The 25,738-nt window shown below is 42.2% G+C and carries 20 protein-coding genes, 1 pseudogene and 1 CRISPR repeat array; of the genes and pseudogenes, 1 reads left to right on the top strand and 20 read right to left on the bottom strand.

Annotated features, from left to right (window positions below; all coding sequences use genetic code 11):
• Positions 1-12: 12 nt before the first annotated feature.
• Complete coding sequence (locus tag ACSFC1_RS10990) at positions 13-1,146, bottom strand: ROK family transcriptional regulator (RefSeq protein WP_435566236.1); 1,134 nt, start codon at positions 1,144-1,146, stop codon at positions 13-15.
• A gap of 244 nt (positions 1,147-1,390) precedes the next feature.
• Here ACSFC1_RS10990 and ACSFC1_RS10985 point away from each other — a divergent pair, with 244 nt between their 5' ends.
• On the top strand, positions 1,391-2,407 hold the full coding sequence (locus ACSFC1_RS10985) for a glycoside hydrolase family 130 protein (RefSeq protein ID WP_435566235.1): 1,017 nt from the start codon (positions 1,391-1,393) through the stop codon (positions 2,405-2,407).
• 371 nt (positions 2,408-2,778) lie between these two features.
• On the opposite strand, the gene ACSFC1_RS10980 is transcribed toward ACSFC1_RS10985, so the two are convergent.
• The 19 genes and pseudogenes from ACSFC1_RS10980 to ACSFC1_RS10890 form a co-directional block, all read right to left on the bottom strand.
• On the bottom strand, positions 2,779-4,362 hold the full coding sequence (locus tag ACSFC1_RS10980) for a glycoside hydrolase family 36 protein (protein WP_435566233.1): 1,584 nt from the start codon (positions 4,360-4,362) through the stop codon (positions 2,779-2,781).
• Positions 4,363-4,586: 224 nt separating this feature from the next.
• Positions 4,587-5,549: a glycoside hydrolase family 130 protein gene (locus ACSFC1_RS10975; RefSeq protein ID WP_435566232.1), complete on the bottom strand. Its 963-nt coding sequence runs from the start codon at positions 5,547-5,549 to the stop codon at positions 4,587-4,589.
• 93 nt (positions 5,550-5,642) lie between these two features.
• Positions 5,643-9,015: direct repeats of the CRISPR family, unit length 36 nt; unit sequence GTTGCCATCCCTTTCAGAGAGGACCTTCTTTCGGAC.
• A gap of 606 nt (positions 9,016-9,621) precedes the next feature.
• Positions 9,622-11,544: a protein argonaute gene (gene ago, locus ACSFC1_RS10970; protein WP_435566231.1), complete on the bottom strand. Its 1,923-nt coding sequence runs from the start codon at positions 11,542-11,544 to the stop codon at positions 9,622-9,624.
• Between the two features lie 11 nt (positions 11,545-11,555).
• On the bottom strand, positions 11,556-11,834 hold the full coding sequence (gene cas2, locus ACSFC1_RS10965; protein ID WP_435566230.1) for a CRISPR-associated endonuclease Cas2: 279 nt from the start codon (positions 11,832-11,834) through the stop codon (positions 11,556-11,558).
• 5 nt (positions 11,835-11,839) lie between these two features.
• A complete protein-coding gene (gene cas1 / locus ACSFC1_RS10960; RefSeq protein WP_435566229.1) occupies positions 11,840-12,838 on the bottom strand; it encodes a CRISPR-associated endonuclease Cas1 in 999 nt (332 codons plus the stop codon).
• 10 nt (positions 12,839-12,848) lie between these two features.
• The gene (locus tag ACSFC1_RS10955; RefSeq protein WP_435566228.1) at positions 12,849-14,465 is read right to left on the bottom strand and encodes a CRISPR-associated primase-polymerase type A1; all 1,617 of its coding nucleotides are present in this window, start codon (positions 14,463-14,465) and stop codon (positions 12,849-12,851) included.
• 4 nt (positions 14,466-14,469) lie between these two features.
• Positions 14,470-15,282 carry a CRISPR-associated endoribonuclease Cas6 gene (cas6, locus tag ACSFC1_RS10950; protein ID WP_435566226.1) on the bottom strand — a complete coding sequence of 271 codons (813 nt, stop codon included), beginning with the start codon at positions 15,280-15,282 and terminating at the stop codon, positions 14,470-14,472.
• Positions 15,282-15,851 carry a hypothetical protein gene (locus tag ACSFC1_RS10945; protein ID WP_435566225.1) on the bottom strand — a complete coding sequence of 190 codons (570 nt, stop codon included), beginning with the start codon at positions 15,849-15,851 and terminating at the stop codon, positions 15,282-15,284. The genes cas6 and ACSFC1_RS10945 overlap by 1 nt, the downstream gene beginning before the upstream one ends.
• A 14-nt stretch (positions 15,852-15,865) precedes the next feature.
• The gene (locus ACSFC1_RS10940; protein ID WP_435566224.1) at positions 15,866-16,645 is read right to left on the bottom strand and encodes a DnaJ domain-containing protein; all 780 of its coding nucleotides are present in this window, start codon (positions 16,643-16,645) and stop codon (positions 15,866-15,868) included.
• A pseudogene (locus ACSFC1_RS10935) lies at positions 16,545-17,417 on the bottom strand (DUF5685 family protein); the annotation flags it as partial. The gene ACSFC1_RS10940 and the pseudogene ACSFC1_RS10935, both read right to left, overlap by 101 nt.
• Before the next feature lie 62 nt (positions 17,418-17,479).
• A complete protein-coding gene (locus tag ACSFC1_RS10930) occupies positions 17,480-17,713 on the bottom strand; it encodes a hypothetical protein (protein WP_435566222.1) in 234 nt (77 codons plus the stop codon).
• Positions 17,714-17,780: 67 nt separating this feature from the next.
• Entirely contained in the window at positions 17,781-18,356 is a 576-nt protein-coding gene (locus ACSFC1_RS10925) for a hypothetical protein (protein WP_435566221.1), read from the bottom strand.
• Positions 18,356-19,432 (bottom strand): type III-A CRISPR-associated RAMP protein Csm5, encoded by a 1,077-nt coding sequence (gene csm5 / locus ACSFC1_RS10920; protein ID WP_435566220.1) that lies wholly within the window; start codon positions 19,430-19,432, stop codon positions 18,356-18,358. Before csm5 ends, ACSFC1_RS10925 begins: the two co-directional genes overlap by 1 nt.
• Entirely contained in the window at positions 19,410-20,276 is an 867-nt protein-coding gene (gene csm4, locus ACSFC1_RS10915) for a type III-A CRISPR-associated RAMP protein Csm4 (protein ID WP_435566218.1), read from the bottom strand. Before csm4 ends, csm5 begins: the two co-directional genes overlap by 23 nt.
• Before the next feature lie 5 nt (positions 20,277-20,281).
• Positions 20,282-21,067 carry a type III-A CRISPR-associated RAMP protein Csm3 gene (csm3, locus tag ACSFC1_RS10910; RefSeq protein WP_435566217.1) on the bottom strand — a complete coding sequence of 262 codons (786 nt, stop codon included), beginning with the start codon at positions 21,065-21,067 and terminating at the stop codon, positions 20,282-20,284.
• Positions 21,067-21,486: a type III-A CRISPR-associated protein Csm2 gene (gene csm2 / locus ACSFC1_RS10905; RefSeq protein ID WP_435566216.1), complete on the bottom strand. Its 420-nt coding sequence runs from the start codon at positions 21,484-21,486 to the stop codon at positions 21,067-21,069. Before csm2 ends, csm3 begins: the two co-directional genes overlap by 1 nt.
• A 1-nt stretch (position 21,487) precedes the next feature.
• Positions 21,488-23,692, bottom strand: a complete 2,205-nt coding sequence (gene cas10, locus ACSFC1_RS10900) for a type III-A CRISPR-associated protein Cas10/Csm1 (RefSeq protein WP_435566215.1) — start codon at positions 23,690-23,692, stop codon at positions 21,488-21,490.
• A 4-nt stretch (positions 23,693-23,696) separates the two neighbouring features.
• Positions 23,697-24,848: a putative CRISPR-associated protein gene (locus ACSFC1_RS10895; protein WP_435566213.1), complete on the bottom strand. Its 1,152-nt coding sequence runs from the start codon at positions 24,846-24,848 to the stop codon at positions 23,697-23,699.
• 121 nt (positions 24,849-24,969) lie between these two features.
• On the bottom strand, positions 24,970-25,737 hold the full coding sequence (locus ACSFC1_RS10890; protein ID WP_435566212.1) for a hypothetical protein: 768 nt from the start codon (positions 25,735-25,737) through the stop codon (positions 24,970-24,972).
• Position 25,738 lies beyond the last annotated feature (1 nt).

The following is a 25,738-nucleotide window of genomic DNA, read 5'->3' as shown; positions in this document are numbered from 1 at the left end:
CCTCGCAGGGATTTAGATGTTCATTATCCTCTTCTGAACCAAGAAGACTCCACCTAAGGCAACGTCAAACTCTTCAATTGTGCCGTTCCTTAGCTGCAGATTTTCGTAAAACTCAGCTGGTAGCATCCTTTGAAGCTCTGGAAGAATAAAGTGTGAGAGTTCTTTGAAACATCTTTGACCGATTCTTCCTTTGATTATCACCATCTGTGGATCAAACATGAGTATTGCATTACTCATTGCGGCAGACAGATGCAACAAAGCCCGCTTGATTTTTGTGCTGCGTGGTTTTTCTTCGTGCAGGCTACGTAAGATCTCATTAAACACTCCTACATCTGAGGTTTTCAAGTATTTGCTCAGTGCGTGTCCAGATAATTTCCTAGCTAAATGACCAAACTGTGGTTCTTCAGAGAGATCGTCTTTTGTGAGATCAACGTCTGTTACATTCCAACCAAATTCTCCTGCTTTGCCAAAGTGTCCTTGAAAAGGTTGATCATCGATTATCAGGGCTGAACCAAGACCACTGTCTATGAAGATAAAAAGAATATCAGTGAACCCCTTAGCCGCACCAACTGTGTGTTCAGCCAATGCAGCCAATTTTACCCTGTTAGCCACACAAACTGGTATATTGAGATCTTTCTCAAGTGTCGTTTTCAGGTCGAAATTCTTCATTTCAAAGGCAGGAGCTGCTCTCACTAAGTCTGTGCTTGGATCGACCATTCCAGAAATACCAACACCAACACCGAGTATCTTCTGTCTGGGAACGGACGATTTTGCTATCAGATCTTGAATCTTTTCACAACACCAGGTGGCTATTTCAAGTGGTTTTCGTATCAACGGAGTCTTTTCTCTGAAAGACAACATTACTTTGCCAGTGAGATCGGTGACGATGGCTTCCAAGTAGTTCTCTTCGAGTTCTACACCGACACAGTACCATCTGTCTGGAATAAATTGCAGTTTGATTCTTGGTCTACCAAACTTTGATTTGGAAATACCCATCTGTTGAACTAGTCCTTTTTTTATCAACTGTGAAACAGTCTGACTGACAACTGGTTTGCTCAGACCTAAGCTTTTGGATATTTCAAGTCTTGATATTTCTTTTGAATCACGGATGATCTTCAAGACCCTTGACTCAAGATTTGATAACATATGTCCCCCCCGATTTAGTTATCAAAGGCTAACTAATATTATGTTTTTACGGTATCTTTTGTCAAATGTTAACGATAGTTACAATGATTTGCGAACTAATTCTTGGCTTTTCACATCAGGTTTTTTTCAGTGATAACAGTCAAAAAAGACCATGAACCATAGTTATTGGTCAAAAACAGGCATTTTCTTCCTCTTGGGTTTATGTGTAATACTTTAAGGGATCAAGATGAAAGGAGGCGTTTTCATGATAGATTTCTCACTGATTAAAAAGCTTTACGAACCCAAGCCCGTAGGTGAACTGAAGTCGAAGCAAGTTGTTAAGCGTCATCCGGCAAATCCCATACTGACTTACAAGAATCTTGGTTATTCATCTGTGCTGGTTTTCAATCCAGGTGTATGTGAGTTCAACGGTGAGTACCTGATGGTCTTCCGCAACGATTACGGTTCTTTCGAAGAACAGAGATTGGAAGGTACAAACCTCGGGATGGCACGGAGTAAAGATGGTGTCCATTGGACGGTAGAAGCTTCACCACTGAACTTTGAGATCGGTCTAAACGATTTCATAAGAATGTACGATCCGAGACTGACCGTGATAGATGGAACCATCTACATGTCCTTTGCAGTTGACACATGGCATGGAATCAGGGCTGGTATAGCAACTACAAAAGATTTCAAGAATTTTGAGATACTTTCACTATCCACGCCTGACAACAGAAATCTTGTGCTTTTTCCTGAAAAAATAAACGGTTTTTATGTGCGCCTTGAGAGACCTTTTCCAGTATATGGAAGGCTTGGTTTGGAGAGATTCGATATCTGGATAAGTTCTTCGCCTGATCTTAAGCATTGGGGAGATAGCAAACTGCTTTTGGCTGTCGAAGATGTTCCCTTTGCCAATTTAAAGATAGGACCTGGTGTACCACCAATCAAGACTGATGCGGGTTGGTTGGTCATCTTTCATGCTGTTGATATCGATCCGTCCAGGGGGAAGAATGGATGGGAGGAAAAGTGGACAAAGCGTTACACCGCGGGGGTCATGCTGCTGGACTTAGAAGATCCTTCACGAGTCATAGGAATCTGCCAAGACCCGATCTTGGTACCTGAAGTAGAGTATGAAGTGAAAGGCGGTTTTAGAAATAACGTTGTCTTTCCAACCGGAGCAGTTGTGAAAGAAGATGAGTTGTTCATTTACTATGGTGCTGCCGATACCGTCATCTGTCTCGCGACAGCGAAGATTGAGGAATTAATAAAGCTTTGCAGATGAACGATCTTTTTTGGAATAAGCGCTCATTAGATCACTAAGTATTCAGGGCGAAAACAAAGTTGAAAGCCTGTGTTTCGTTAAAGGCATTGATTCATGGCTCGTCCGGTGTACTGAACATATCGCAGAGCTCATAAAACACCTTTGCACAAAAGTCGGCGTAACTTGGCAGACTCTTGTCTGATCAACGTGCCATAACATCTGTTCTTTGCACAGATGATTAACTCGTTCAAGTGGGTTTCTGCAAGAAACCTTTTGAGAACGCACAGCTAAGAACAAAGGGAAACTTACAGCACTGTGAACGAAAACTGCGTCAACGGTATTCAGGAAGATGTTAGACACGGTAACGTGCAAAGCTCATTACTCGCCGCTTTCTATTCCTGAAGTGCTTCAAGATTAAATTGCTTCTTGTCCAGATCAACGTCGAATCTGAAGTTGCCCGTTTTAGTTCCATAAATCTCGATGGAATACTTTGCTGCCTCAGAGATGATTTCTTTTAATCGTGCCTTTCCACCTGTGAGCCTGAATGTCTGCATGAAGATTTTCTTACCTTCTTCATCGATCAAGGATAGATCATCACTCACAAAGATCATGTTGTCTAAAAGTCCACAGGTATAGGCGTAGATCTTTCTTTCCTCTGAACTTAGCTCTGTTTGAAGATTTCTCAGCAGCAGACAATCTGGATCGTTCAACCAAAGCTTTTTGTGCATGAAGTATCTTGTTATAGCGTTTCTCAGTGCCCATTTTGCCGCTGGTCCTCCTGTGTCTGGCAAGTCGTTGCCCCAGTAAGGCGCAGTGTCTGGTCCAATTCTCATTCCATCAACATAGCCAGCTGCAGGTAAGAGTGGCGAGCCGCAACCAAGTATGAAACTGTCCCTTACAGCCTTTCTGATGATTTGCATACCCTCTCTGAAGGCTTGTACTGGTGTGACTGGTTTTTCTCGCATACCAGGTAATGCGCCCGCGAAAAGAAAGTCAATTTTGAAATACCTGTAGCCCATTCTGTAAAGTGTTGAAAAAGTTTCAAAAAGCCATTGTTTGACCTCGTTATTTGACAAGTCAAGGGCATAGATTGATTTATTCCAGTTCTTGTAAGCCATCTTTGGACAAGAGTTCTCTTTTACCACCCAGTCTTTGTGAGAATTGAACAACTTACTTTGTTCAGAGAGGCTAAACGGTGCAGTCCAGACACCTGGTTTAAAGCCGTGATCTTTTATTCTTTGAGCCATTTCTTCGAGTGAAGGAAAACCACTTTTCGATTCGAGCCAATCTCCAATGTCCTGTTCATAGCCATCGTCTATCTGGAAAACATCAAATGGATAATACTGTGCGAGTGAAAGGTTTTTCAGCAGTTCCTGCCAAGAAAGATTTAGAAAGTACTGATACCAACTGCACCATCCAATTGGATTGTGTTTACGAATCTGAACGTTGTTTTCCTGCGAAATCAACGTTGCATATTCTTCCAGCGCTTGAAAGATATCCTTTCTCTCGAAGACAGCCAGAGGTTCAAGTGGTACGTAATCGGTGAAAGTCAGATCAGAGAAATCAAGTGCCGCTGAAACTGTACCGTCTTTGATCGTGAAAAATGGATGAGCGATCTTTGAAGTCAGAAAGCCGTATAGCCTTTCCTGAGTGGCAACGAAGTAGTCACTGACCAGAATGTTTTCTTTTATTAATTCTGGATGCAACGATGCACTGTATTGCCATTCTGGGTTCAAAGGTGGTACTTTGTACGAAGAGTTATCTACAACTGCGCATGGACCCCAAGATTGCCAATTGTTGACTAAAACGATGCCAGGTGAAGTTGCCTTGTAAATCTCGAGGATTCTCGGTCTTCCTTTGACGAAACCGTTTATCATCCAACCAAAGCTTGTTTTCCTGATCTCTAATCTGAGTGTGAAATCTTTTTGATCCTGAACAAAGGTACCCTCCTTAAGTTTTCCCGATAAGAGTTCCAAGCTCATCTCTCCCTCAGATAGATAGTTTTCCCTCAGCTTTGAAGTAGATACAGATCTTCGATATCTTTCTCTTTAACCTATCTTCAATATAGCATCTTTGTTGTTTGATCGTGCAGCTGAAATTGTCTGTGCATATGATGGTTTTTCTTTTTTTCAGCCGTGCTATCGACAGTTAATTGAATTTGAAAAATGCTTATGAATTAACCAAAGACAGTTCTGACGATTTATTTTTCTGAATTGCTCTTTATGTAGTCTACGATCTGGTCTAAATACCCAAAAGCTACAGCTACATAGGTGTCTGCTGCACCGTAGTAGATGACAATTCTCTTGGTTTGCTCTTCATAAAGGGTTGCACACGGGAAGACCACGTTCGGTACAAAGCCGCACACCTCGTAATTCTCTTCGGGTGTGAGCAAGTAATACTTGCATCGGTATAAAACCTTGCTTGGATCTTCTAAATCAAGTATTGCCCCACCAAAGCTGTAAACATAGCCGTTGCATGTCAAAGTTACCCCATGGTAGATCAAGAGCCATCCTTCATCTGTCTCAATTGGTACTGGACCTGCACCGATTTTCAAGTTTTCCCACCAATTGTGGTTACTCCTTGCCATTACAAATCTGTGGTTTCCCCAATGCACAAGGTCAAAACTTTCACTCAAGAAGATGTCTCCAAACGGAGTATGACCATTGTCACTGGGTCTGTTCAGCATCACGTATTTACCCTTTATCTTCCTTGGAAAAAGCACACCGTTTCTGTTGAATGGAACAAAAGCATTTGGAAGCCTCACAAAAGTCTTGAAGTCTTTTGTAAAACCGATACCAATCGTAGGACCATGATCATCTGTGCAAAAGGTTATGTAATATGCGTCATCTATTCTCACAAGCCTTGGATCATAGGCATAGTTGACTGGGAAAGGCTTGCTGTCTAAATCTATCCATTTGATTTCTTCTTCCTCTATTTTCCAGTTGATGCCATCTTCACTCCAACCAAGGTGCAGAAATGGTTTTGTGTTCTTGTGATCAACTCTGAAGATTCCAACAAAACCATTCTCAAAAACAGCAACAGCTGAATTGAAAACACGAGCTCCTTTCTTTATTGGGTTTCTCTTGATTATTGGGTTGTTCTCATACCTCCAGATTACGCTTTCACAATCTTTTGGCTTTTCTTGCCAAGGTAAGCTAATCATCTAACTCCCCCTTTTTGCCCAAGATTATACGTCTATTTTCAAAAGTGATATGTCATATGTCTACTATATCCCTCAGTCACGGAAAAACAGCATGCTGACATCCCTTTCAGAGAGGACCTTCTTTCGGACGAGAGTATTGATATTCGTAAGGCGGAACAAGACTCTGCAGTTGCCATCCCTTTCAGAGAGGACCTTCTTTCGGACTGATTTACCATGAAGAACTTCAAGAATTTGTTGAGATATAGTTGCCATCCCTTTCAGAGAGGACCTTCTTTCGGACGAAGAAGGGGGAGGAGCTAAGTTCCACCTCCCCCTGTTGCCATCCCTTTCAGAGAGGACCTTCTTTCGGACAGAAGAAGCATTGGAGACTGGAAAGACAATAGAAACAGCAGTTGCCATCCCTTTCAGAGAGGACCTTCTTTCGGACTATGCAACTTTCTCGCTTTTGGTTACTCAAGTATGCGTTGCCATCCCTTTCAGAGAGGACCTTCTTTCGGACTTCATCGACAGATTCATCTTTATAACGGCAACCAACTCATGTTGCCATCCCTTTCAGAGAGGACCTTCTTTCGGACCACCTTCCGGCGGCCGTCAAGGGGGCAAGGGGTCGTAAGAGTTGCCATCCCTTTCAGAGAGGACCTTCTTTCGGACTGAAGAAACACATATAGCGGGGAGCAATCCCCGCTTTAACTGTTGCCATCCCTTTCAGAGAGGACCTTCTTTCGGACTCAAGGTGGTGGGGAGGTCCTGGTGAAGGACCCACCACCAGTTGCCATCCCTTTCAGAGAGGACCTTCTTTCGGACGTGAAAGATCTCTTCCTGCTAGCGTATGGTCCGAGAGCTTATGAGGTTGCCATCCCTTTCAGAGAGGACCTTCTTTCGGACTGGCGGGAGGAGGGGAGGTAATTATAAAAGACCCCCCTCCCGTTGCCATCCCTTTCAGAGAGGACCTTCTTTCGGACGGCCCAAGGTGAGGTCATAATCAAAGACCCACCAAAACCCGCGTTGCCATCCCTTTCAGAGAGGACCTTCTTTCGGACTTATAACAGATGCGGAAGTGTTAGTTTCCTTCGTACAAGAAGTTGCCATCCCTTTCAGAGAGGACCTTCTTTCGGACCATTCAATATGAGATCGTGCACGACGGTCGCCGTCCCCCTGTTGCCATCCCTTTCAGAGAGGACCTTCTTTCGGACAAAAAGGGGGGAGGAGCTAAGTTCCACCTCCCCCCCTTTGTTGCCATCCCTTTCAGAGAGGACCTTCTTTCGGACATCGTATTTCAAATCATGACCAGACTAGAAGAAGGCGTTGCCATCCCTTTCAGAGAGGACCTTCTTTCGGACAAAGATGGGCAAGGTGCCGGGACACAAGCAGAGCAAAAAGTTGCCATCCCTTTCAGAGAGGACCTTCTTTCGGACTGCGCCAGGGGAGACAGGAAACCGGGTTCGGGGCTCACCCGTTGCCATCCCTTTCAGAGAGGACCTTCTTTCGGACCGGAAGCCGCCGAGAAGCTTTTTGATCTTGCCTATGGTCCACGTTGCCATCCCTTTCAGAGAGGACCTTCTTTCGGACTGAGAGTATATAAATGGAGTCGCATATAAGTAAGTAAGAAGTTGCCATCCCTTTCAGAGAGGACCTTCTTTCGGACTATGGAGTCTCAGCCACCTACTTTTCTCCGGTGGACACATTGTTGCCATCCCTTTCAGAGAGGACCTTCTTTCGGACACTCAACAACCATAAGAGTCAAAGCAGTGAACCTCGACGAACGTTGCCATCCCTTTCAGAGAGGACCTTCTTTCGGACGTCCATGATGGTCGCCGCCCCCTGGCGTTGATCTTTCAAGTTGCCATCCCTTTCAGAGAGGACCTTCTTTCGGACCACAGATTGTACACAATGCGCAATGTTTCTTTAACCGGCGGTTGCCATCCCTTTCAGAGAGGACCTTCTTTCGGACGTGCCAACAATCGAGAACCTTGCACATTTCATGTATGTAAGTTGCCATCCCTTTCAGAGAGGACCTTCTTTCGGACCCAATGGAAAATGTGGAAGGAAAAACGAAATCTGGGAGTTGCCATCCCTTTCAGAGAGGACCTTCTTTCGGACTTGAACACATTCGCGGACAGATAAAAGACTACCGCTTTAGAGTTGCCATCCCTTTCAGAGAGGACCTTCTTTCGGACATCGAAAAAATTAACAGGTTACAGACGGAAGAGATGCAGGTTGCCATCCCTTTCAGAGAGGACCTTCTTTCGGACATGACGGCCGCCGTCCACTTGCCGTCTTGCTGATAATTGGTTGCCATCCCTTTCAGAGAGGACCTTCTTTCGGACTCAAAGACCCCCCACCCCTCAGGGAGCGGCGACCGCAGGAGTTGCCATCCCTTTCAGAGAGGACCTTCTTTCGGACAGAAGGGGTCCAAGTGACCCCTTCTCCTGTTTTCCCTCGTGTTGCCATCCCTTTCAGAGAGGACCTTCTTTCGGACTTAGGATAATGAAGTGGACGTTAAATAAGTGAAAAAAAAGTTGCCATCCCTTTCAGAGAGGACCTTCTTTCGGACTGATGCCTCAAGAGGGGAGTTACAGATGTAAGAGAATAAGTTGCCATCCCTTTCAGAGAGGACCTTCTTTCGGACTTAAATTAAACCGACACGATATCTTAATCGTGGCCCAATAGTTGCCATCCCTTTCAGAGAGGACCTTCTTTCGGACTTAAGGGGGAGTTGACCAAGGGGGGTGAGGTCCTTATAAAGTTGCCATCCCTTTCAGAGAGGACCTTCTTTCGGACCACTGATGAGAATAGTTTACGACACTAGTGTAACTATACTGTGTTGCCATCCCTTTCAGAGAGGACCTTCTTTCGGACATGAGATTGTAGTTTTGCCTCCTTCCCGGAACTGGAGACCGTTGCCATCCCTTTCAGAGAGGACCTTCTTTCGGACTTTTTGGAAAAAACTTGATTTTTGATGTACCGTCAACAGATGTTGCCATCCCTTTCAGAGAGGACCTTCTTTCGGACTTGCGGACATCGTAAGCTATGCGTCATTCGTATGGGCGGAAGTTGCCATCCCTTTCAGAGAGGACCTTCTTTCGGACTCGAGAGTACCGATTTTTGGTGTGAATTGTGGAACAAAAAGTTGCCATCCCTTTCAGAGAGGACCTTCTTTCGGACACGTCTTCGACCCCGACACGGGGGTTGAGGACTTCATAGGGTTGCCATCCCTTTCAGAGAGGACCTTCTTTCGGACACGTCTTCGACCCCGACACGGGGGTTGAGGACTTCATAGGGTTGCCATCCCTTTCAGAGAGGACCTTCTTTCGGACTTACTGCACGAAAAAGAGAGATTCAAAAACTGCTGCAGGAGTTGCCATCCCTTTCAGAGAGGACCTTCTTTCGGACCGTGTCACCCCGATGACAGGGAATTTTCCGCCGATTGGTTGCCATCCCTTTCAGAGAGGACCTTCTTTCGGACCCTTACATTTTGAATATATGATAGATAAGATGCCAAATATGTATAATATTCTGTGTCTAGTGTTAACAAAGTGAGTGCGAGGCTAACATGGGGGCAATTTGGTTAAGTTTATTCAGTATTGATGCGTATTCAGGATCTGTTGACGGAAACCCGCACAAATACGCAACTGATACTTTTTGAGGGAGATATGGAACTTTTCGGACTACAATATTAACATGTCAATGACCTGAAGGTAAAGATGTAACAATCCGTCGGTTTAATGAATCTTCCAAGTCATGTCTGTGTTGTTTATGAAATGCTTGTATTTATGTGTGTATTGCGTCGTTAGTCTCTCGTGTGACTATGTTCATAACTTGTGAATATTGCTAAGAAGAATTGCAATTAATATCCCATCACGATCTATTGCTGAAAGAGTTTGTGTTTCACGTCTGAAAAGCTTTTAGTTTATATTCTTGTAGTTCGACTCTAAAACTGCGTAGCTTAGGATCTTAGATTAATGCTGAGCGTTACAAAACAGTTACTTTGGTTTGGTGCTGTTCTATTCGTGTTCAAGCTCATCAAAATTATAGCACATAAACTGACTCTTCGAAATGTTAAGTAGATGAGCTATTGTTGATCATCTTGAAAGTACGGTATATACAATTTCCATTCGACTGGCAGCAGTGACACCTTATCTGTTATATACAACGGATAAGGTAATTTGAGATTGCTGAAAGGTGTTGGATGAAAAAGTCTGGTGGACAAATAGATTTGTTTTGCTATTTGTTCATCGGTCAATTTCGTTCTGTTCTTGATTATATTTAGCTCAACACCTTTTTGTAAGTTGTAGGTCTCTGTGAAGTAGAGAAATCTGTCTTTTTGAAGTTTTATCAAGATGCCCTTTAGGTTCTCTTCAGAGTTTATATTTGAATTCTTGTTTACTTCGATAATTACATAATCTAATCCAGTGATGTCCAGATAGTTTGTGAGCAAGCCTATCTCTTCTAAGAAAACACCATCTCGCATTAGATAAACGTAGTCTGGATTCCTACCATGTTTGGCATTATAGCGATCAACAGATTTGGCAAAAGCTGTTTGTAGTGTGTCAAGATTGAGTTTTTCATTCAACGGCAGGTCTTGTTTTTGAAAGATATAGATGACCTTTCCATAAGAATCAACCGCGGCTAAGGCAAGATTTGATTTTCTTTTTTGATGATCGTGGCTCAAATCAAAGCCTATGTACAATGTGTTCTTCATAATATCCATCAGTTCATACGGTTGTGCTTCTTTGCTGAAATTGAGCATTTTGTAAGCAAAGCTTTTGATGATATACCTTAAACCGTCTGTACTTGTCAGTTTAGGTTTCAATATCGGCATTGGTGTAAGGCTTCTGGGCACTTTTTCCAGGAGGGGCTGTAGGGTGTTTTGTCTTCCTTGAAGCAGTATTATCGCAAAGCCATTTCCACAACTGGACAGATAGTCGCTCTTTTCTATATTGAATGACTGATCATAATAGAAGATTGCTTTGGAACTCTGAGGATCTCTCAAATAATCTATTTTTTTGATGCCGAGATCTGAGAGATCTTTGTAATACTGAGATTGAGAGGATGCAAAGATTCTTTTCAAGGGTTCCTCGATTTGCTCGTTTTTGTATATATCTGGAAAAACGAAGGTCACCTTAAGATTTTCTGGATTTTTGATGGGCTTCAAGTTGAAGATCTCTTTTATCGATGTTGATCTTCCTTCTTTAAATCTGTAGAATACCACTACTCTTTCAAAGTTGCTGGGGTGAATTTCGTAAGATTCTTCAAGATTAGCTATTTTAGCGAGAAAGTTTAGGTTGTGTGGTATTCTGCCATAGAGTGTCTTGAGATTGCTGGTATAAATGTTGTAGAGTTCTTTTGAGAATCCCAAGTTCTCAGCATCTTTCGAAGTGAAGTTGAAATAGTAGTTTTCTGGAAAAGAGACGCGCTTTTGGTGGCTTTTATCTACGGAGATAACGAGATTGTCCTTTTCACAAGATATGCAAGGAAAGCTTCTGCCAGATTTCACGTTCAAAACAAACGCAGATTTCACATTTGATTCCAAGGCAGGTTTTGTAGAAAGAAAAACAAATCTTGGAAGTATAGACAAATAGTGTTTTTCGTCAAATTTGTAGATCTTCAGTTGGTAAGATTCATAACAACACACTTCTTTGTTAGTCTGTAAAGGTTTCTTTGTTCTGATATCTATGAAAAGATTTTCTCTTGATACCACAAAGTTGTTATCTTTGAAGAGTTTTCTAATGAAGGTGTAGAGTACTTTTGTGAACAATTTCTCGTCACCTTCCACTACTTCTTCGCTTTTTTTGTATGACTCCACCTGTGCTGGTGTTAGTGTAATGTCCACGACAGGAAGTTCTACCCAGACGAGGTCGCTTGAATGAATGAATCTGATGTTGTTGACCCGTGAAAGATTTTGGGCAAAGATCTCTGGTTCTGTCTGTGGGTTGAAATAGTAGATTCTTTTAACCTTAACTGGCACTGTGATCTGGTGAAGATTGAGTTTCATCGTATTCCCCCTCAGATAATTATTATGTTTCCTTCGTAGTAATGACCTTTGTCCATCCCAATCGTAATTATCGAGTTGCGCAGGTCTTTAGCTATTGGGTAGATTCTGACTGTGTCTTCATCGGTCTTTATACGTTTTTTTATTCCTTTGATCATTTGGTTAAGCTGTGATTCGTTCAATTCGACCTCAAAGACGCTGTACTGAACTCTGATTCCATAGCTTTCCAAGTAATCTGAAAGATGATTCCGCCTTTTGTCATCAACTACATCGTAACTAACAACGTAGAACAATCAGATCACTTCCTGTAGAAGGGAATGTAATCTGGGTCGTCGCCAAGTACTACTCTTGCGTAATGTCTTGCCTGTTTCTCGAATATAGTTCTTGTGTAGTTTTCTTCGTCGTCCAAGTGATATTTCATTTTTACACTCAGCCTTTCTTCAAATCTGTTTATGAATCTTTTTAACGCTTCTTTCGAGAAGTAGATGATCCCTTCTTCCACTTTCTCGAAGTCGTTGGGGGTAAATTCATTTTTGTTTATCAAGTTGATCACAAAAGAATCGACAATGATGTTCCTGAATTCTTCAGTCAAATCAAAGAGTAAGGATTTTTTTGAGACGTCTATTGTGTGAAGGTTTCCAAGGTATGGATCCAGCCCAACAGCGTTCATTGCGGCTTCGATTTCGTTGTAAAGCAAACTGTAACCGAGTGAAAGCATCGCATTGACAGGGTCTTTTGGTGGATGAGCAATTCTTTTTTCGAAATTGAATTCTTCACTCTTGAAGAGCTTACTGAAGGCTTGGAAGTAGAACTTTGAGCCGATGCCTTCAAATCCCATTATTTCTTCTACAGAATTCGCAGCTGCAACCTTTTCTTGAGTCTTTCTGATAGCTGCCATCTCTTCGCTCAGCAAACCTTTTGGTAGATTCTTGCTTCTGCTTACAAGATAGTCGTAGTAGTTCCTCAATTTACCGATCACTATTGAACGAGCCATCCTTATCTTAAAAGATTCATCGGTAGAACGTTCGTATTGTTTCAACCTCAGCATCACATTTCTGTATTCATTTGTGTACAATTTCCCTCTATACTTTCCATACTGAGTCATGAAGACCACTTCGATTTTGTTGTCCAGAAAATAGTTCAAGATCTGAGGAGTCAGAGAGATATTTCCCATGAGATTGACTTTCTCTATCTTCTTCAAAGGCACTTCGCTTAGGATCTTGCCATCTTTGGTTATATTCAACTTTCCCAACTCTTTAGAGAGTACAGCACCTTGTTCGGTAACGTAGAGTATCATGAAGATCACCCTAAATTATTATTTGTATCTCACCGTCTTTGTTTTTTCGAATTACGACATTTTCAATGAAAATCTCTTCTTCACTCATCTTCTGGGCAAGCAGATTTTTCAGGTTCCTTATGTAATATTCCAGCTCGTTCTTCTCTTTTGTTTTGTCGATGATCTTTCTTACAAGGTCTCGTATGTCGATCTTTGAAAGCAACAAGAAGTCGCAGTTTGTTACCAAACAAAGAGGTGTGTTCAGATTGGTGGTAAATCTACAATTACACTGATCGACACTCAAAGGCAGAGACTTCGAGAGTATGAATCTTTTGATTTCTTCACAGGTTAATGGTACTGTGCCGACGCGATTCAAAACTGAGTAAATGCGACTGAAAGAGTAGTTGATAGTTTTTTTCAAAAGGTCTGCCAAAAACTGTTGTGAATTGTCCAGTGGTCCACAACTGGCTATCAAAAGGTATTCTTCATCTTCTGTTATGTAGGCTACTCTTTCAATCTTCTGAGCTATTTGTTTCAGTGGATAACATGCTTGCAAGAGGTTTCTGAACAAGCTGGAATCAACCTCAGTTTTGATCTGCTGCCTGACCAGTTTTTTGACATTCCCAGTTGCTTTCGGCTTTGATGGTTTTGGTTGCTGTTCTCTGTGTTGGTCTGAAAGTTCTCTGTGGAGCTTTTCAAATTCATCTGAGTCATTCGGCTCTATTTTGAGCAAGAAATCGTATTGATTCTCGACTGGTTCAAAATCTTCACCCACAAATACACATCTGTTAAGCGTCTTTCTGTGTACCCCCAGAGGCAGTTTGATGAGATTTCCAAGCCCACCTCCATGGTCTGCCTGTTTTGGAAATACTTCAACAGATATTTTTTCACTCAATTCAAGCTCGTCAACTACCTTCTTTAGTATGTATCTGACTTTGTAGGCTTGAAGCCATCTATTGAAGAATATCCAGACGTGAAAACCTTTGTTTCCACTGAACTCAACATAGTATTTGATGTTTTCTAACCTTAATCTTTCACACAGTTCAACCGTTTTTTCTTTACAGAGCTTGAAGATGCTCTGCCAATCTTCATGCAAAGCATCTTTTTTGAGATCAACGTCAAACGCAGCAAATTTCAGACAGTTGTCCGATCTGAGCACGTAGACACCCAGGGTCTTTTCGCCATTCAGATGTTCCAGAACATCCTTTTCAGTCATGGGACGTCTTACTGGATAGTACCCCTCGTCGCTCTGAACAGCAAAGACGTCTTCTCTGCCGGTGAAGAGATTCATGAATTGTTTCACAACAGCTGAGTCGATCTGCAATGTTTTCGTAGTTTTTTTGAGTTCTCTTGCCTTCTCATCGTTGCCAATCTTTTCGTAGAGCTCGGCTGCTTGGTTTTGCTGATCAAGAGCTTCACAGATCTGGGCAACTTTGTTGTAAAAATCGTTCCTTTTAGTCTTGTCTGCCAAGAGCTGAAATATCTCTTTTGCTTTCTCGTAGTGCTGGAACTCGAGTAGGAGATTTGCATACCTTTCCAAAGAGCCATCTTCAACCGACAGTTGATCGTAAGCCCTTTCATAGTATTCAAGAGCTTTCGCAAACTCGAAGTTCTCCTCAGCCTTCAGAGCAAGTTCTTTAAAGTCCACACGCTCACCCTTGCAGAGGAATTCTTTCAACCTGTCCAAGTCCCATCGTAGTTTTGTAACCAACTCCTGCGTACAGCGAAAAATCGCCAAGAACGTTCGCAATCTTTACGAGCTCTTTGTCGTCTTCAGGCACTTTGAATGTCACATCGCCTATGAAGCCTTCGATGTAGAAATCTCTCAAGGTGATTCGTCTCGACTGAGTCTTTTTTTCAAAGATGGTGATATGATTGAATTTCGGCTCAACAGCCTGATCTATTTTGTGTGACTCAGAGTATCTGTTGAACTTCTTCAAAAGACTGTTGAAAACCTTCTGAGGTATTGGAAATCTGCAGAAGCTATCGCCTGCTTTGAAGAGTGTTGGAGTGTGAAACCTTAGTTTTATCAAGTTTTCGGTGTAGTCTTTGCTGAACAACTCTTCGGCAGAGGTGTGCGAAGCCCATTTACTCTTGCTTTGGTCAAAAAGTACTTCTTCTATCTCATAGTATATGTTTCCAATTTTCATCGGCTCTTTGATAGCATTCTTTTCAAGCAAACTGGCGATCATGGCATTGAACACCTCTTCGTCGAGGATCGTTAGTCTTATAAAGTAGTAGTTCTGGCTTCGAATGGCTATCGGTTTTTCGTAATTGGTGCCAAGAAATGATGAAACGGTGAAACTCTTTTCTTTTTGCTCGTTGTGGAGGTTCTTTGCCAAAGTCTCGTCGGTTTTCCTGATCAAACCAAGAAAGAGACTGTGAATTTTCTGACCCGGGTAGAAATCATAAACTCCATCTTTGGAAGCCTTCAGTTTCACGACTACACTGTAAAACACAATCATCACCTCTGAATGCTGCGCAGTTTTTTCTTAGATAGTAAGTAAGAGAAAATGTACAATGAAAGGAATACTAAGCCCAATATAAAGGTTATAACAAACTGCTGATTTCTGATTGCTTCGCCGAAGTAAAAGCTCAGCACAATGTAGCACAGAGCGTAGAGTACATCGCCCATGACCAAGATCGGTAGATAGTTTTTCCATGGTATGTTGTTGTAACCTATTGCCACTGGTACGTATTTTCCGACTATAGGAATAAACTTGCTGAACAAGATTATCCATCTTCCAGGTATCAGCGCACTGTCTATTAGTTTTTGAGCGTAATGAGTTATCCTGCTGTGTGTTTTTGTATTTGGTAAGAGAGATTTTCTTGGAACCGTTAAGGTTTTCAATATGTATTTTCCAAGGAATAATGTCAAGAAGTCGCTGGTTAAAAGCGCAAGCATTGCGGCAATAAAGACCGTCAAGAGATCTTCCTTTTCTGTTCTCAGTGAGATCACCACCACAATGAGTGGCAGAGGCACTCCTACGTGGTCTAAAAGTGTGCCGAAGAAGGTCAAAGCAAATCTCATCATGCATCATTCCTCACTCAGCAACAGTTAGTGAAACAGCTCAGCAAAGCGCACGCAGTGGCTGCAGCGGCAGTTTTTACAGTCTCGGTTTTGTTTATGTACGTGTTTCCAACCAGCCAGTGTTTCCTTCTCTCGACAAGCATCGGATTTTGTGGATCTATCCTTTCCAGTTCATCCCAAATTAGCTGGGCACGTTCTTTTTTTCCAGAGAGTTCTAAGGAGATAGCGTATGCAGCAAGGTAATTCGGTATTTTGCCAGCGCGCTCTATGAGCAAAGAGAAGTATCTCGACGCGCGATCGAATTGTTTGGCTTCGAAAAGAAGATTGGCTATGGTTTCTAGAGCAGCATCTTCAAGCGGCAGCTTCAAACTTTCAATGGCTGAAATCTCGTTTAGGAAGTTTGTCATATTGCCCATTTTGTAATAAGCTATAGCGTTGAAAACATAGATTTCAGAGCAAAATGGGTACTTCCTTTTTGCTTCTTCGCAAAGAGAACTGGCTCTTTTCCAGTCTTGGACTTCAAGATATTTGCCGATGCTGTTCAGTAGGAATGTAAGATCATTATCTGCTGACGGTTTTGAGCTGAACATCGAGTCGTACTGTGCTCTTTTTTCTGGGTCAGAGAGTACTTCGTACGCCTCGTTGATTTGCTTTAACTTTTCTTCTGCAAGTTCTCTGGCAGCACCAACGAATTTGTCAGGATGGTACCTTCTCACAGCTTCCCTGTAGGCTTTCTTGATCTCTTCTTGTGTGGCGTTTTTCTTCACACCCAGTATGTCGTAATAACTGTCTTTCACACCATTTTTCCTCCTTCAATGTTAGGAATTTTCTGTAGAGAGAATTTCTAATGATGCTCTCTATCAGCTCAGAAGTGTATAAACCTTTTGAAAGTCTTAAGAGTTCTTCGAGGTATTGAATTAATGTGTGTTCTACTATCAGCGGGATCTCTTCAGTCTTAAAGAAGAAAAGAGGGTTTTTTCTGTGATTCTTGAGATCTGAGAAGTAATCTTCAAAGGCATCGAGTAGGTACTGAACGCATATCATGTTTCTAACTATCTTGCCAGTGTGCTCGCTGTTAAAAAGTTCACAAGAGATCTGTTCCAACGCATCTGCAAGTTTTTCAATCTGCCAAAAAGAGTTTTCACTCTCCAGAATCTTAAAAGTATTGCGAAGGTGAGACGGAAAATCTGTAACTTGCTCAGACAACCTTTCAAAGTTGGCTGTTAGAGACTTCTTGAAAAACTTTGTCAAGAAGTAGACTTTTGGATTCTTTTTGTCAACTGCACCATCGATGAGCGAAAGGTTGATGGCGAAGATATTCAGATCTGCTATTTTATCGAACAATTCGCTTTGTACAATATCAACGGTCTTCACAGAGAAAGGGTTCATACATTTGTGTTTGATAGAGTCTAATGGTTTGTTGATGAGATAGAGACTTAAAAATGCGGAGTCAAAGAGATTAACCAAAATAGCCCTGTGTCCATAGATTTCTTTTAGACTTTTACAGACACTACAGTAAGCTTTCTTGAAAGTATCACATGACTGCAGAGAGAGTGAATCTGCAGGTCTGAAGTAGCCAAACGTTTTAAATGCCCCCTTTGTCTTTAGATTCTAAAGATACCACATAATAGTTAATAATAATCGTAGTCATCGTATTCATAATCATCGTAATCATCATCTTCACCAATTTCTTCATGCCAATAGAAATACCACCCACATTCTGGACAGATTTTGCATTTGTCTGAAAGAATTTTTCCGCACCTTGGACATCTCTTTTTGTAAAAGATCCATCCGCAAGAACATCTACCGACATTGTCCCTGTGCTCTGTACCACATCTTGGGCATTCCTTCCAGCCACTGATCACAGAACCGCCTCCCGAGTGAGTGAGCTAATACTATGAATCTTATTCAGTTGTCAAATGAAGCAATCGCTTACTGTTCCAGTGTGAATATCTCTACATCTCCAAAACCATACTTCCTGTTATTACCTATGCCTGAATATCTTGAAAAATTCACCATAGCCGATGCGTCTTTGTTGAGCGCTTTGAGTGTTATGAAGGTGTATGGTCCAGCGACCTTAACTGAGTCAAATAGAAAGATGGGTTGGATCTTCAAACCCAAAAACATACCAAAGTCATGTATCAGTTGTCTGAAAGATATCTCGTCTGCGTCTTTGATCTTCAAAACATAGGTCGCGGGTCTTTTAAAAAGCTGCTTTGTGGTAACCATTTCTACAAAAGCTTTATCTTGCTTGACAACGGTCTTGACCTTTGTCGGAAGGTTCAGAACCAGAAACCTGAAGAGAGCGGGTAGTGGGGTTGACAATACCATGCAAGTTCCATGTCTTGTGTTAAATGGTCCCACTACCCGTAGGGTGCCGTCTGGTGCGCTGAGCAAAAACTGATAAACTGCTTCATCAAGGTCTTTAATGATCTTTAGGATATACTGCCATCTTTCTTCGTGATCGGTATAAGACTGATTTGTGTATACCGGGAATCTTCCGATCATCAGACCACCTTGAAAGAAAACCACCCAAATGGAGAATAAGGTTTGTTCGGTTCTTGTCCCAACAAGCAGCGTCTTGACAAAGGTGCTATGTCATTGCCGTGTGGTTTGATAAGGTTTCTCACCTTGATTCTCAGGTCCTGATCCAGAAGAATGAACAAACTGCTCGCTTTCAAGCCTCCACCGTAGCCTATATGAATCTTGTTGGGCTCGCTTTTGATTTTCTTCAGCAACTCCATGTACTTTGTGTTTTCATTACACAGGTCTTTTAATTCGTCTTCCAGAACGTCTTGGTACATCTCTCTGACACAGTTTAGTATCTCTTCGACCGAGCGTGGAAGATTTCTGTATTGCTTTGATAACTCTTTTTGCATTTTCTCTAACATCTCAAGGTCGAAGCTGATCTCTGTCTCAAACTCAGTACTGGGAGGTATGACTTCTATCAGGAACGGTTGTCTACGTTGATCAAATTTGAGGGTGCCGTTGACGATTTTAAAGATTCCAATCTTCACCAAGCAGGTGGTTGCTTTTGACAGCGTTGAGTCTGTAACGCTGATATACCTACCAAAATCTGTGCAAATCTCGTTGCTGGAAAGCCTAAGAGTGCTGTCAACATAATTGGTGACTACAGCCATATCTTGTTTTCTGCTCGCAGTTTTGAGAGCGTCTCGCACTTTTTGTCTAAAGAGATCTTTGTTCTGTTTCATTATGTGGTACTGTATCGCTTTTCTTATGGCTCCCTTTATCGAACTGCCTGGCAGGTACAGATCGCCCGATGGATGTCTGATCAACGAGATTATCTCGCCAGAAATCTGGTCTACATATTTTTTTAGTTCGTAAAAAAGATCTTCTTGGCTCAATACTCTTTGAGGATCTCTGATGGTTTGATTGGCGACTTTCATAATAGCTTCTGTCATTCTGAGTTGTGGGTAATTATGGAGCATTCTGAAAAAAGCCATTTCCCTCATCCTGTAGTGTGAAGAGTTCATTGAAACGATCTGGCAGGCTGGGTACTTCTCACCTGAGCCGATGACAACAGGTGTAAGGGAAAAGAGTTTAATCTTTAAGGTTTGTCTCATATGAATCACCACCAAATCTAAGCAAAATTGGTGAGGTCTGGACGAAATAATCTTCTATCTTAACAGCCCCACGACCCGAGATTGGAAATTCAAAGGTACTGCCCTCAGCCAGATAACTCAGATCGACCTTTGGTTTTACCACATCTTTCCTGAAACCTCTTTTCCTTAGAATCTTGTAGTAACCTGTGTCAAGTCTTGAAATCTCTTCATAGCTCGGGATGCTCAACGATAGAGTCATATGGTACTTGCCGTTTTGATTGAAAAGTTGAGGTAGATCAAGAAGATGAAAATCGAAGAGCCCAAAGCCGTAAGTGTTGTCACCACCAAGACCGCTGTCACCGAGTAACTTCAATGAACTTAGCAAGAGATCTTGAAATTCGTTATCGAACTCAACAACTATGCATGGAGTGAAAGTCTCTTTCACAAAGGATGCCTCGACGAAGTAAAACATCGAGCTATTTGTGATCCTGTCGAGACTGTTTCTGGAAACCTTTGTTGTCTGGATCGGCTGTTCTGCAACAACGGCTTCTTCGATTTGATTTTGCATGAGCTTTGACAGATAGACGTACGACGACTTCTTGATCTTTTTCGGTTCTTTCACCTTTTGAGCATCGAACAACAAAGGTTTTGGCACTACATAGTCGTTGTCTTTCTTGAAAAGCAGAGACGATGTTCTGAAAGTCTTGGCAAAAGATTCAGCTCGTTGATTATTAACTTTGAAAGCCCAGTAAACGATGGCACCATAAATCGTATCAGAGTGGATTGTGGAGAGGGAGGAATCGGACTCATCCCCCCTTCCAACTCTAAAACCTCCTTTGAAGTCAAGGAGGACAAGTTTTTTCACGACGATCACCCTTTCACTTGCGACAAGATCTGCCTGAGTTCAGAGATGGTTTTCTCCTTCAGTTCGGTTGCCTTCGCTTCTTTCAGCTCGGTGTAATGTTCCGCTGGCTTAATGATGAATTGTTCTATTTGAAATTGCACCTTCCCGTACCCTCTTGAACCACTCGAACCTATGTATTCATCTTCTACCAGTTCGAGCAAAGTTACTATGTTCTGAAGGTCTTTGGAAACGTGGTCTTTGTTCTCTGCTGTATAGATGATTTCGAACGAAAACTCGGTACCAGCAGGAACCCTTTCGTTGCTCCTGGGGCTCGCATGGCAGGTGACCCTGTCCAGACCATTTTCCATTTTCCACTCTGCATACGGCACATCTGTTTCCATGTTTTCTAATCTCATCTTTGATTCTTCTGTGAGATGAGCATCTCTTACGATGATCCTTGAGGGTATGTTCTGTCTTTCTTCACCATTTTGTGACTTGGTTGACGAACCGAAAAGACGGCAGATCTCGCAATCTCTGTTGGTGCACTCGTGACGTCTCACAGCGTTCCTGCCTGATCCAAAAGATTGCAGAGGTGCTTTCTTTATTCTCTCGAGCAAAGATCTCATCTTTCCCTTCAGTGAGCTTCCCGGTATGTATGGTTCACCTGTGAGAGGGTTTCTGATGATTGGGTTGTCTATTCCTCCTATGGATATTCCAAGGTCTGTACCACCTATTCTTGTACCTGTTTTCAAAATAATCTTTCCTGTTAAGATGTACTTCGCCAGAATTGGTCTTGTTTCGATTTCATTCATCATCTTGAACCTCCTCTCTGAGATTGGCTTTCAGAGAACCTGCGGTAGGCAACAATAGAATCGTAGAACTTCTTAAAGATTTCAAAGTCCTTTTGATCTTGGATTCTGTCGATAGCTATTCCAAGTATCTCTTGCAGTTTTGCTATTTCCCGTTGCCTGCCAGCTTGGTAAGCAAGGTAAGCCTTCACAAATACTATCTCGTCCTTGATTTCCTTTCCGAACTTCGCATTATCCCTCAGGTAGACAGGTTTGTTCATCAAGTATTTGTGCCATATTTTTGAAATGTGTCCATGGAATTTTCTAAGCTGGGTCGTGTTGACATTCAGTTCCTTTGCAGCATTTTCTGAGAATTCGATCATCTTAGCCATATCCCAATCTGAAAGTTTCTTAAGGTTTTTGATTTCATTTAAATCTATCATCTTACTCCCCCTTTCTTGCTTTAAGATCGATCAACTGAATCATTGAGTTCAGAGCAGGGATTTCTTTTTCTCTGATGTGTTTAACAAATTCTTTGTCCTTTTCATCCTCACGTGCCTCGATGTATGCAAGAAAAGCTCTGTTCAAAGGCGAATCTTCCAAAGAGAGTTCCAGCATCTTTCTGATTACACTTCTGTCAACGGATTTTGCGAGAGTCAACAGTTTCTCATAGACTGGATATGTTCTTTTCATGAAATCAGTCCAGGTGATTGCTTGAGCTCTGTGAAATCTCGTTCTGTTTTCTTCTTGATACCTGCTGATGCCGTGGTAGAAGACTATTCGGTTCTTTCCGGGTTGGTCTTTTCCTATCTTTTCAGCCTCCTCAGCCATTTCTTTCATCTTGCTAGCACTCTCTTTTTCATCGCACAGAACGAAGGATGCTGTGTAAGACAAATTGGGATTCTTCGATGTGAATTGCTCGAACTCAGCTCTCATCTGATAGGCGAATTCCAAAACATCTTCCCAACCACCAACGATGAATAGATCGTCTCCACCTGAATAGATCACAGCGATGTTCTTTCCCTTAACCAGCTCTTTGATCTTGTGTTTGAAGAAGTACGTCAGAAGTCTTGACAGGGTGCTCATTCTCGAAAGGGTTCTCAGATCTAAGCCGTTGCGGAAGATCGCTCCAAGTCCATCCAAATCAGCTTGAAAACAAGCAAGTTTTTTGCCGGCAGATTCTTTTGCGAGTTCTTCAAATTCCTCATGTTTTGCGTACGTTACTGTATCAATGAAGATCAGCTCTCTGTCTTCTGAAAGGCGATCTTTACCGATTCTTGAAACGTCCAACACATAGTTCTTACCACTCAAAGGTTGATTAGTGAAGCTGTATCTTTTGTTCAGTATTTCGAAATCGCCTTGAGGGTCTTCTGAGAAGTACTTAGCTTGCATCACTTGCTTTCCCAACTCATACATCTGCTTGCAAAAATCACACGCTAAAGCTGGCTCATTTTCTCTAATCGAGTGTAGTTCGGTCGCCCTTCTGCCACAGACTTTGCATGTTTGCAGATTTCTCACGCTCTTGATATTTCCTAAGTCGAAGATCTCTTCCAGTTCTTCTACTGAATACATTCGCAGTTTCTTGCGTCTCATCTTGTCGTTGAGTTTTTCGAAGATTTCAGAAGGATTTTCGATATCCTTCACAGCCATCGATTGTGATTCAATGATTAATTTCATGTCCGGTGATCTTTCCAAGAGCCACTGGTTGACTTCTCTCTGAACCTCTGCGATCTTTTCGATGTTTTGACGTGTGTTGGATATCACCAGATAGAAGTGTCCTCCACCTACGAAATGCACATTTGTCCGGTAAAATCCTGTTCTTGTGAGTATCTTGTCTACTATCACTTCTTGAAGCAACTCGATGAAAACGCTTCGTCCTCTGAAAGATCGGAGGGCTCCCTTAGATGAGACACGTGAAATGAAGTTCTGAATGCCAGAGACATCTCCTTCAACGAGCAAGAGAACATCATTTTTTTCCTGCAGTTTCTTCAAATCTTCATAAGTATTAATCTCGATACCATTTGCTTGAACGTAGTCATACAAGGATAGGGCTATCATTGCAGTGACCTTCAAATGATCGTACAGAGAGATGTCCATTATGCCGCTCTTTTGGGTGGATTGTGGGATGAATGATAGATACTTGTACAAGAGAAATCTCAGATTTTCAACGGTCAATGGCAAGTGCTCAGCTTCTTTGACAAAACCTTCGTAAAGTTTCCTGAACTCTGATGATTCAGCAACAAACTCGTCAACGGGGTGATCGACATCTCCGACCGCAGAGGGTTTGAAATATCCTCTTTTGGGAGGATTCTTGTCACACCCCACCCTTGCCAGGATGTTCTCCAAGCATCTTTTTTCTTCAAAACCTTCCTCTTGAGTTGTTTGTCTTTCGGAACTTGCTATGTTGTCGGCAAGACATACATACCAGGTGAGCGGTTCTGCTTTATCTATATCTTTCTCGTGGTGATGATAAATCATGTCTTGGTAGGGTGCAAAGATCTTCTTTCCATCGACTTCCACCTGGTTTATGAAGATACTACCAGCAAGGGTGTGTGGTTGAGTTTTGTCCGCAAGTTCAGCCCTCCTGACGAGCTTCCCTATATCGTGTACCAAGGCACCGATTGCGAGAAATTCCCGCTTGTCTGTCACTGCTTCACCTCCTTTCATCAAGAATTTTCTGTATTTTCTGCTTAACGCATTCGAGGAATCTGTGACTCTTGCAGGTTGTTTGAACGATGAAGAATCCTGTTCCTGCTTTACTACTCAGTGCAATCTTTAGATGATCGCCTTCAATCCAAACTGTTCTCGAACTGCCACCTTCGATCTCAGAGCTACCGGTTGAGCTCACAAGATTGACCCATGGAAGCTGGGCTATCTCTTCAATGATCTTTTCGGTTTTCTGCCTAACCTTCATTGCATGACCGCCGGAGCCTGCTATTTTCTCAGAAGACGATTTATTTGTTTTGTAGTCTGGGTCTTCGATGGTTGAGCAGTCCCAATCAACACTTTCTAAGTAAATCTGTCCAAGGGGATTGAGCGCTAAGTATCTTTCGTTATCAATCTCTACTCTGTCAATGAAGATCTTCAGTTCGTTGGGCACCTCTGCCCAGCTGTGGTAGGAGAACTTCTTGAGGAAGTAATCTTCTTTGATTGTTTCAAGGTATTCGAGCGCCGCAAAGATCTTTGAATGATTTTTGTAGGTCTTTGAATCAAAACTCACAGGGAGTGGTAACAGCTGGATAATTTCGTCAAAACCTTCAAACAAGTAATAAACTGGGAGATTCAGAACCTGTCCCAGCAGTGTGGCATAAGCTATGGTTGCTTTGTATCCACCAGTTGCATTGATAACAGCTCTATTGGCGTTTTCTCTTGCGCAGTTCGCCATTTCTCTGACAAGGTTTCTCAGTCCTTGGGTTCTGAATTCGTATCGGTTTTTGTCGTTCAGTTTTTCTATTTTTATCACCTTTGCGCTCTTGAAATCCATATCGTTTTGATTTTCCAGAAAAAACTCTTTGAGAATGTTTCCTACCATCTCACCTTGAGGTGTGTCAGATACAAGGAGAAAGATCTTTTGGCGCGCATCGAGGTAACCCTTTTCTAACAAACTCGCCACCGAATTGATCTCAGCACCCCATTGCTTTTCCTTTGGATTTTTGATGTTTTTAATAACGCGAGTGACTTCGGCAAGGTTTCCCAATTGATATTCGCTAAAAACCTTTTTGAGTTCATCGGATGCATCATTTCTGTTAGCGTTGGTTATCAAACTGGCACCCACCGTACATATGAGTGTGTCCTTGTAACTCACTCTTTGTCCCCCCAATCTCAGATTTCTTTGACCGTCGTTACTTCGTTATTTAATGACTGACTTAGATGGCTGTTTATGACAGTTGGCACAGAGCTACAGATGTTCAGTTCGAAAAAGAATACTAATTCTCTTGATCTGTCAATTTGATCTCTATCACTCCTTCCGACAAGTATGAAATGAGGTTGGGTAAGTTTCTGATCAACAACCCATCGTTCAGCTTCCCTCGAAAGATCAACTCATCAAAAAGGTATATCTCACCACTTCTGCTTTTGTATTCATCGGGAAAGAACAACCTCATTCCCAGCTCGTCTTGCACAACGATAAGATCACCAACCCTTGAAGTTTTCATTCCAGTTGCAGCAACCGCTTTGGTCTGAATTAATTGGCGAAATTTCTCAATGACTTGATGTGGCGGGTAAATTATCTTTTCATCTTCATTCATCAACTGGAGTAGCAATCTTACACTTTTCTCTTCCAGGTTGAAGAATTCTCTATGAATTCGTCCATAGTGCAAATTCTTCAACTTCTCTACCGTGTCTCTTATCTGTTGTGGGTGCTTGACGGGCTTCAGTGCTTTGAAAAATCTCTTTGCAACTGGTTCTTCTATTTCAAAAACAAGGTGCGTCAGCTTGGTTTCTTCGAACAGATCGTTCACTTTCAAAATCGGCGCTTCGAGAGAGGCTAAAGGAAGGAAGGTCGTTAGGTAGGCGAATTTGATCATTTCGTCTTTGTCAAGAATCACACCGTAGAATGGTAGCCAGTTGGTATAGATAACGAAGACCGTGCCCACGCCCAATTCAGATTCGAGCTCTACCTTGTTTGGAATAACAGAAGTAATATCTTTTATCGATTCTTTGTAAAGTAAAAGGAATCTTTCCAGCAAAGACATC

The sequence above is a fragment of the Pseudothermotoga sp. U03pept genome, from assembly GCF_051235805.1.
GTDB lineage: Bacteria > Thermotogota > Thermotogae > Thermotogales > DSM-5069 > Pseudothermotoga_B.
This window is presented reverse-complemented; position numbering and strand designations above follow the sequence as displayed.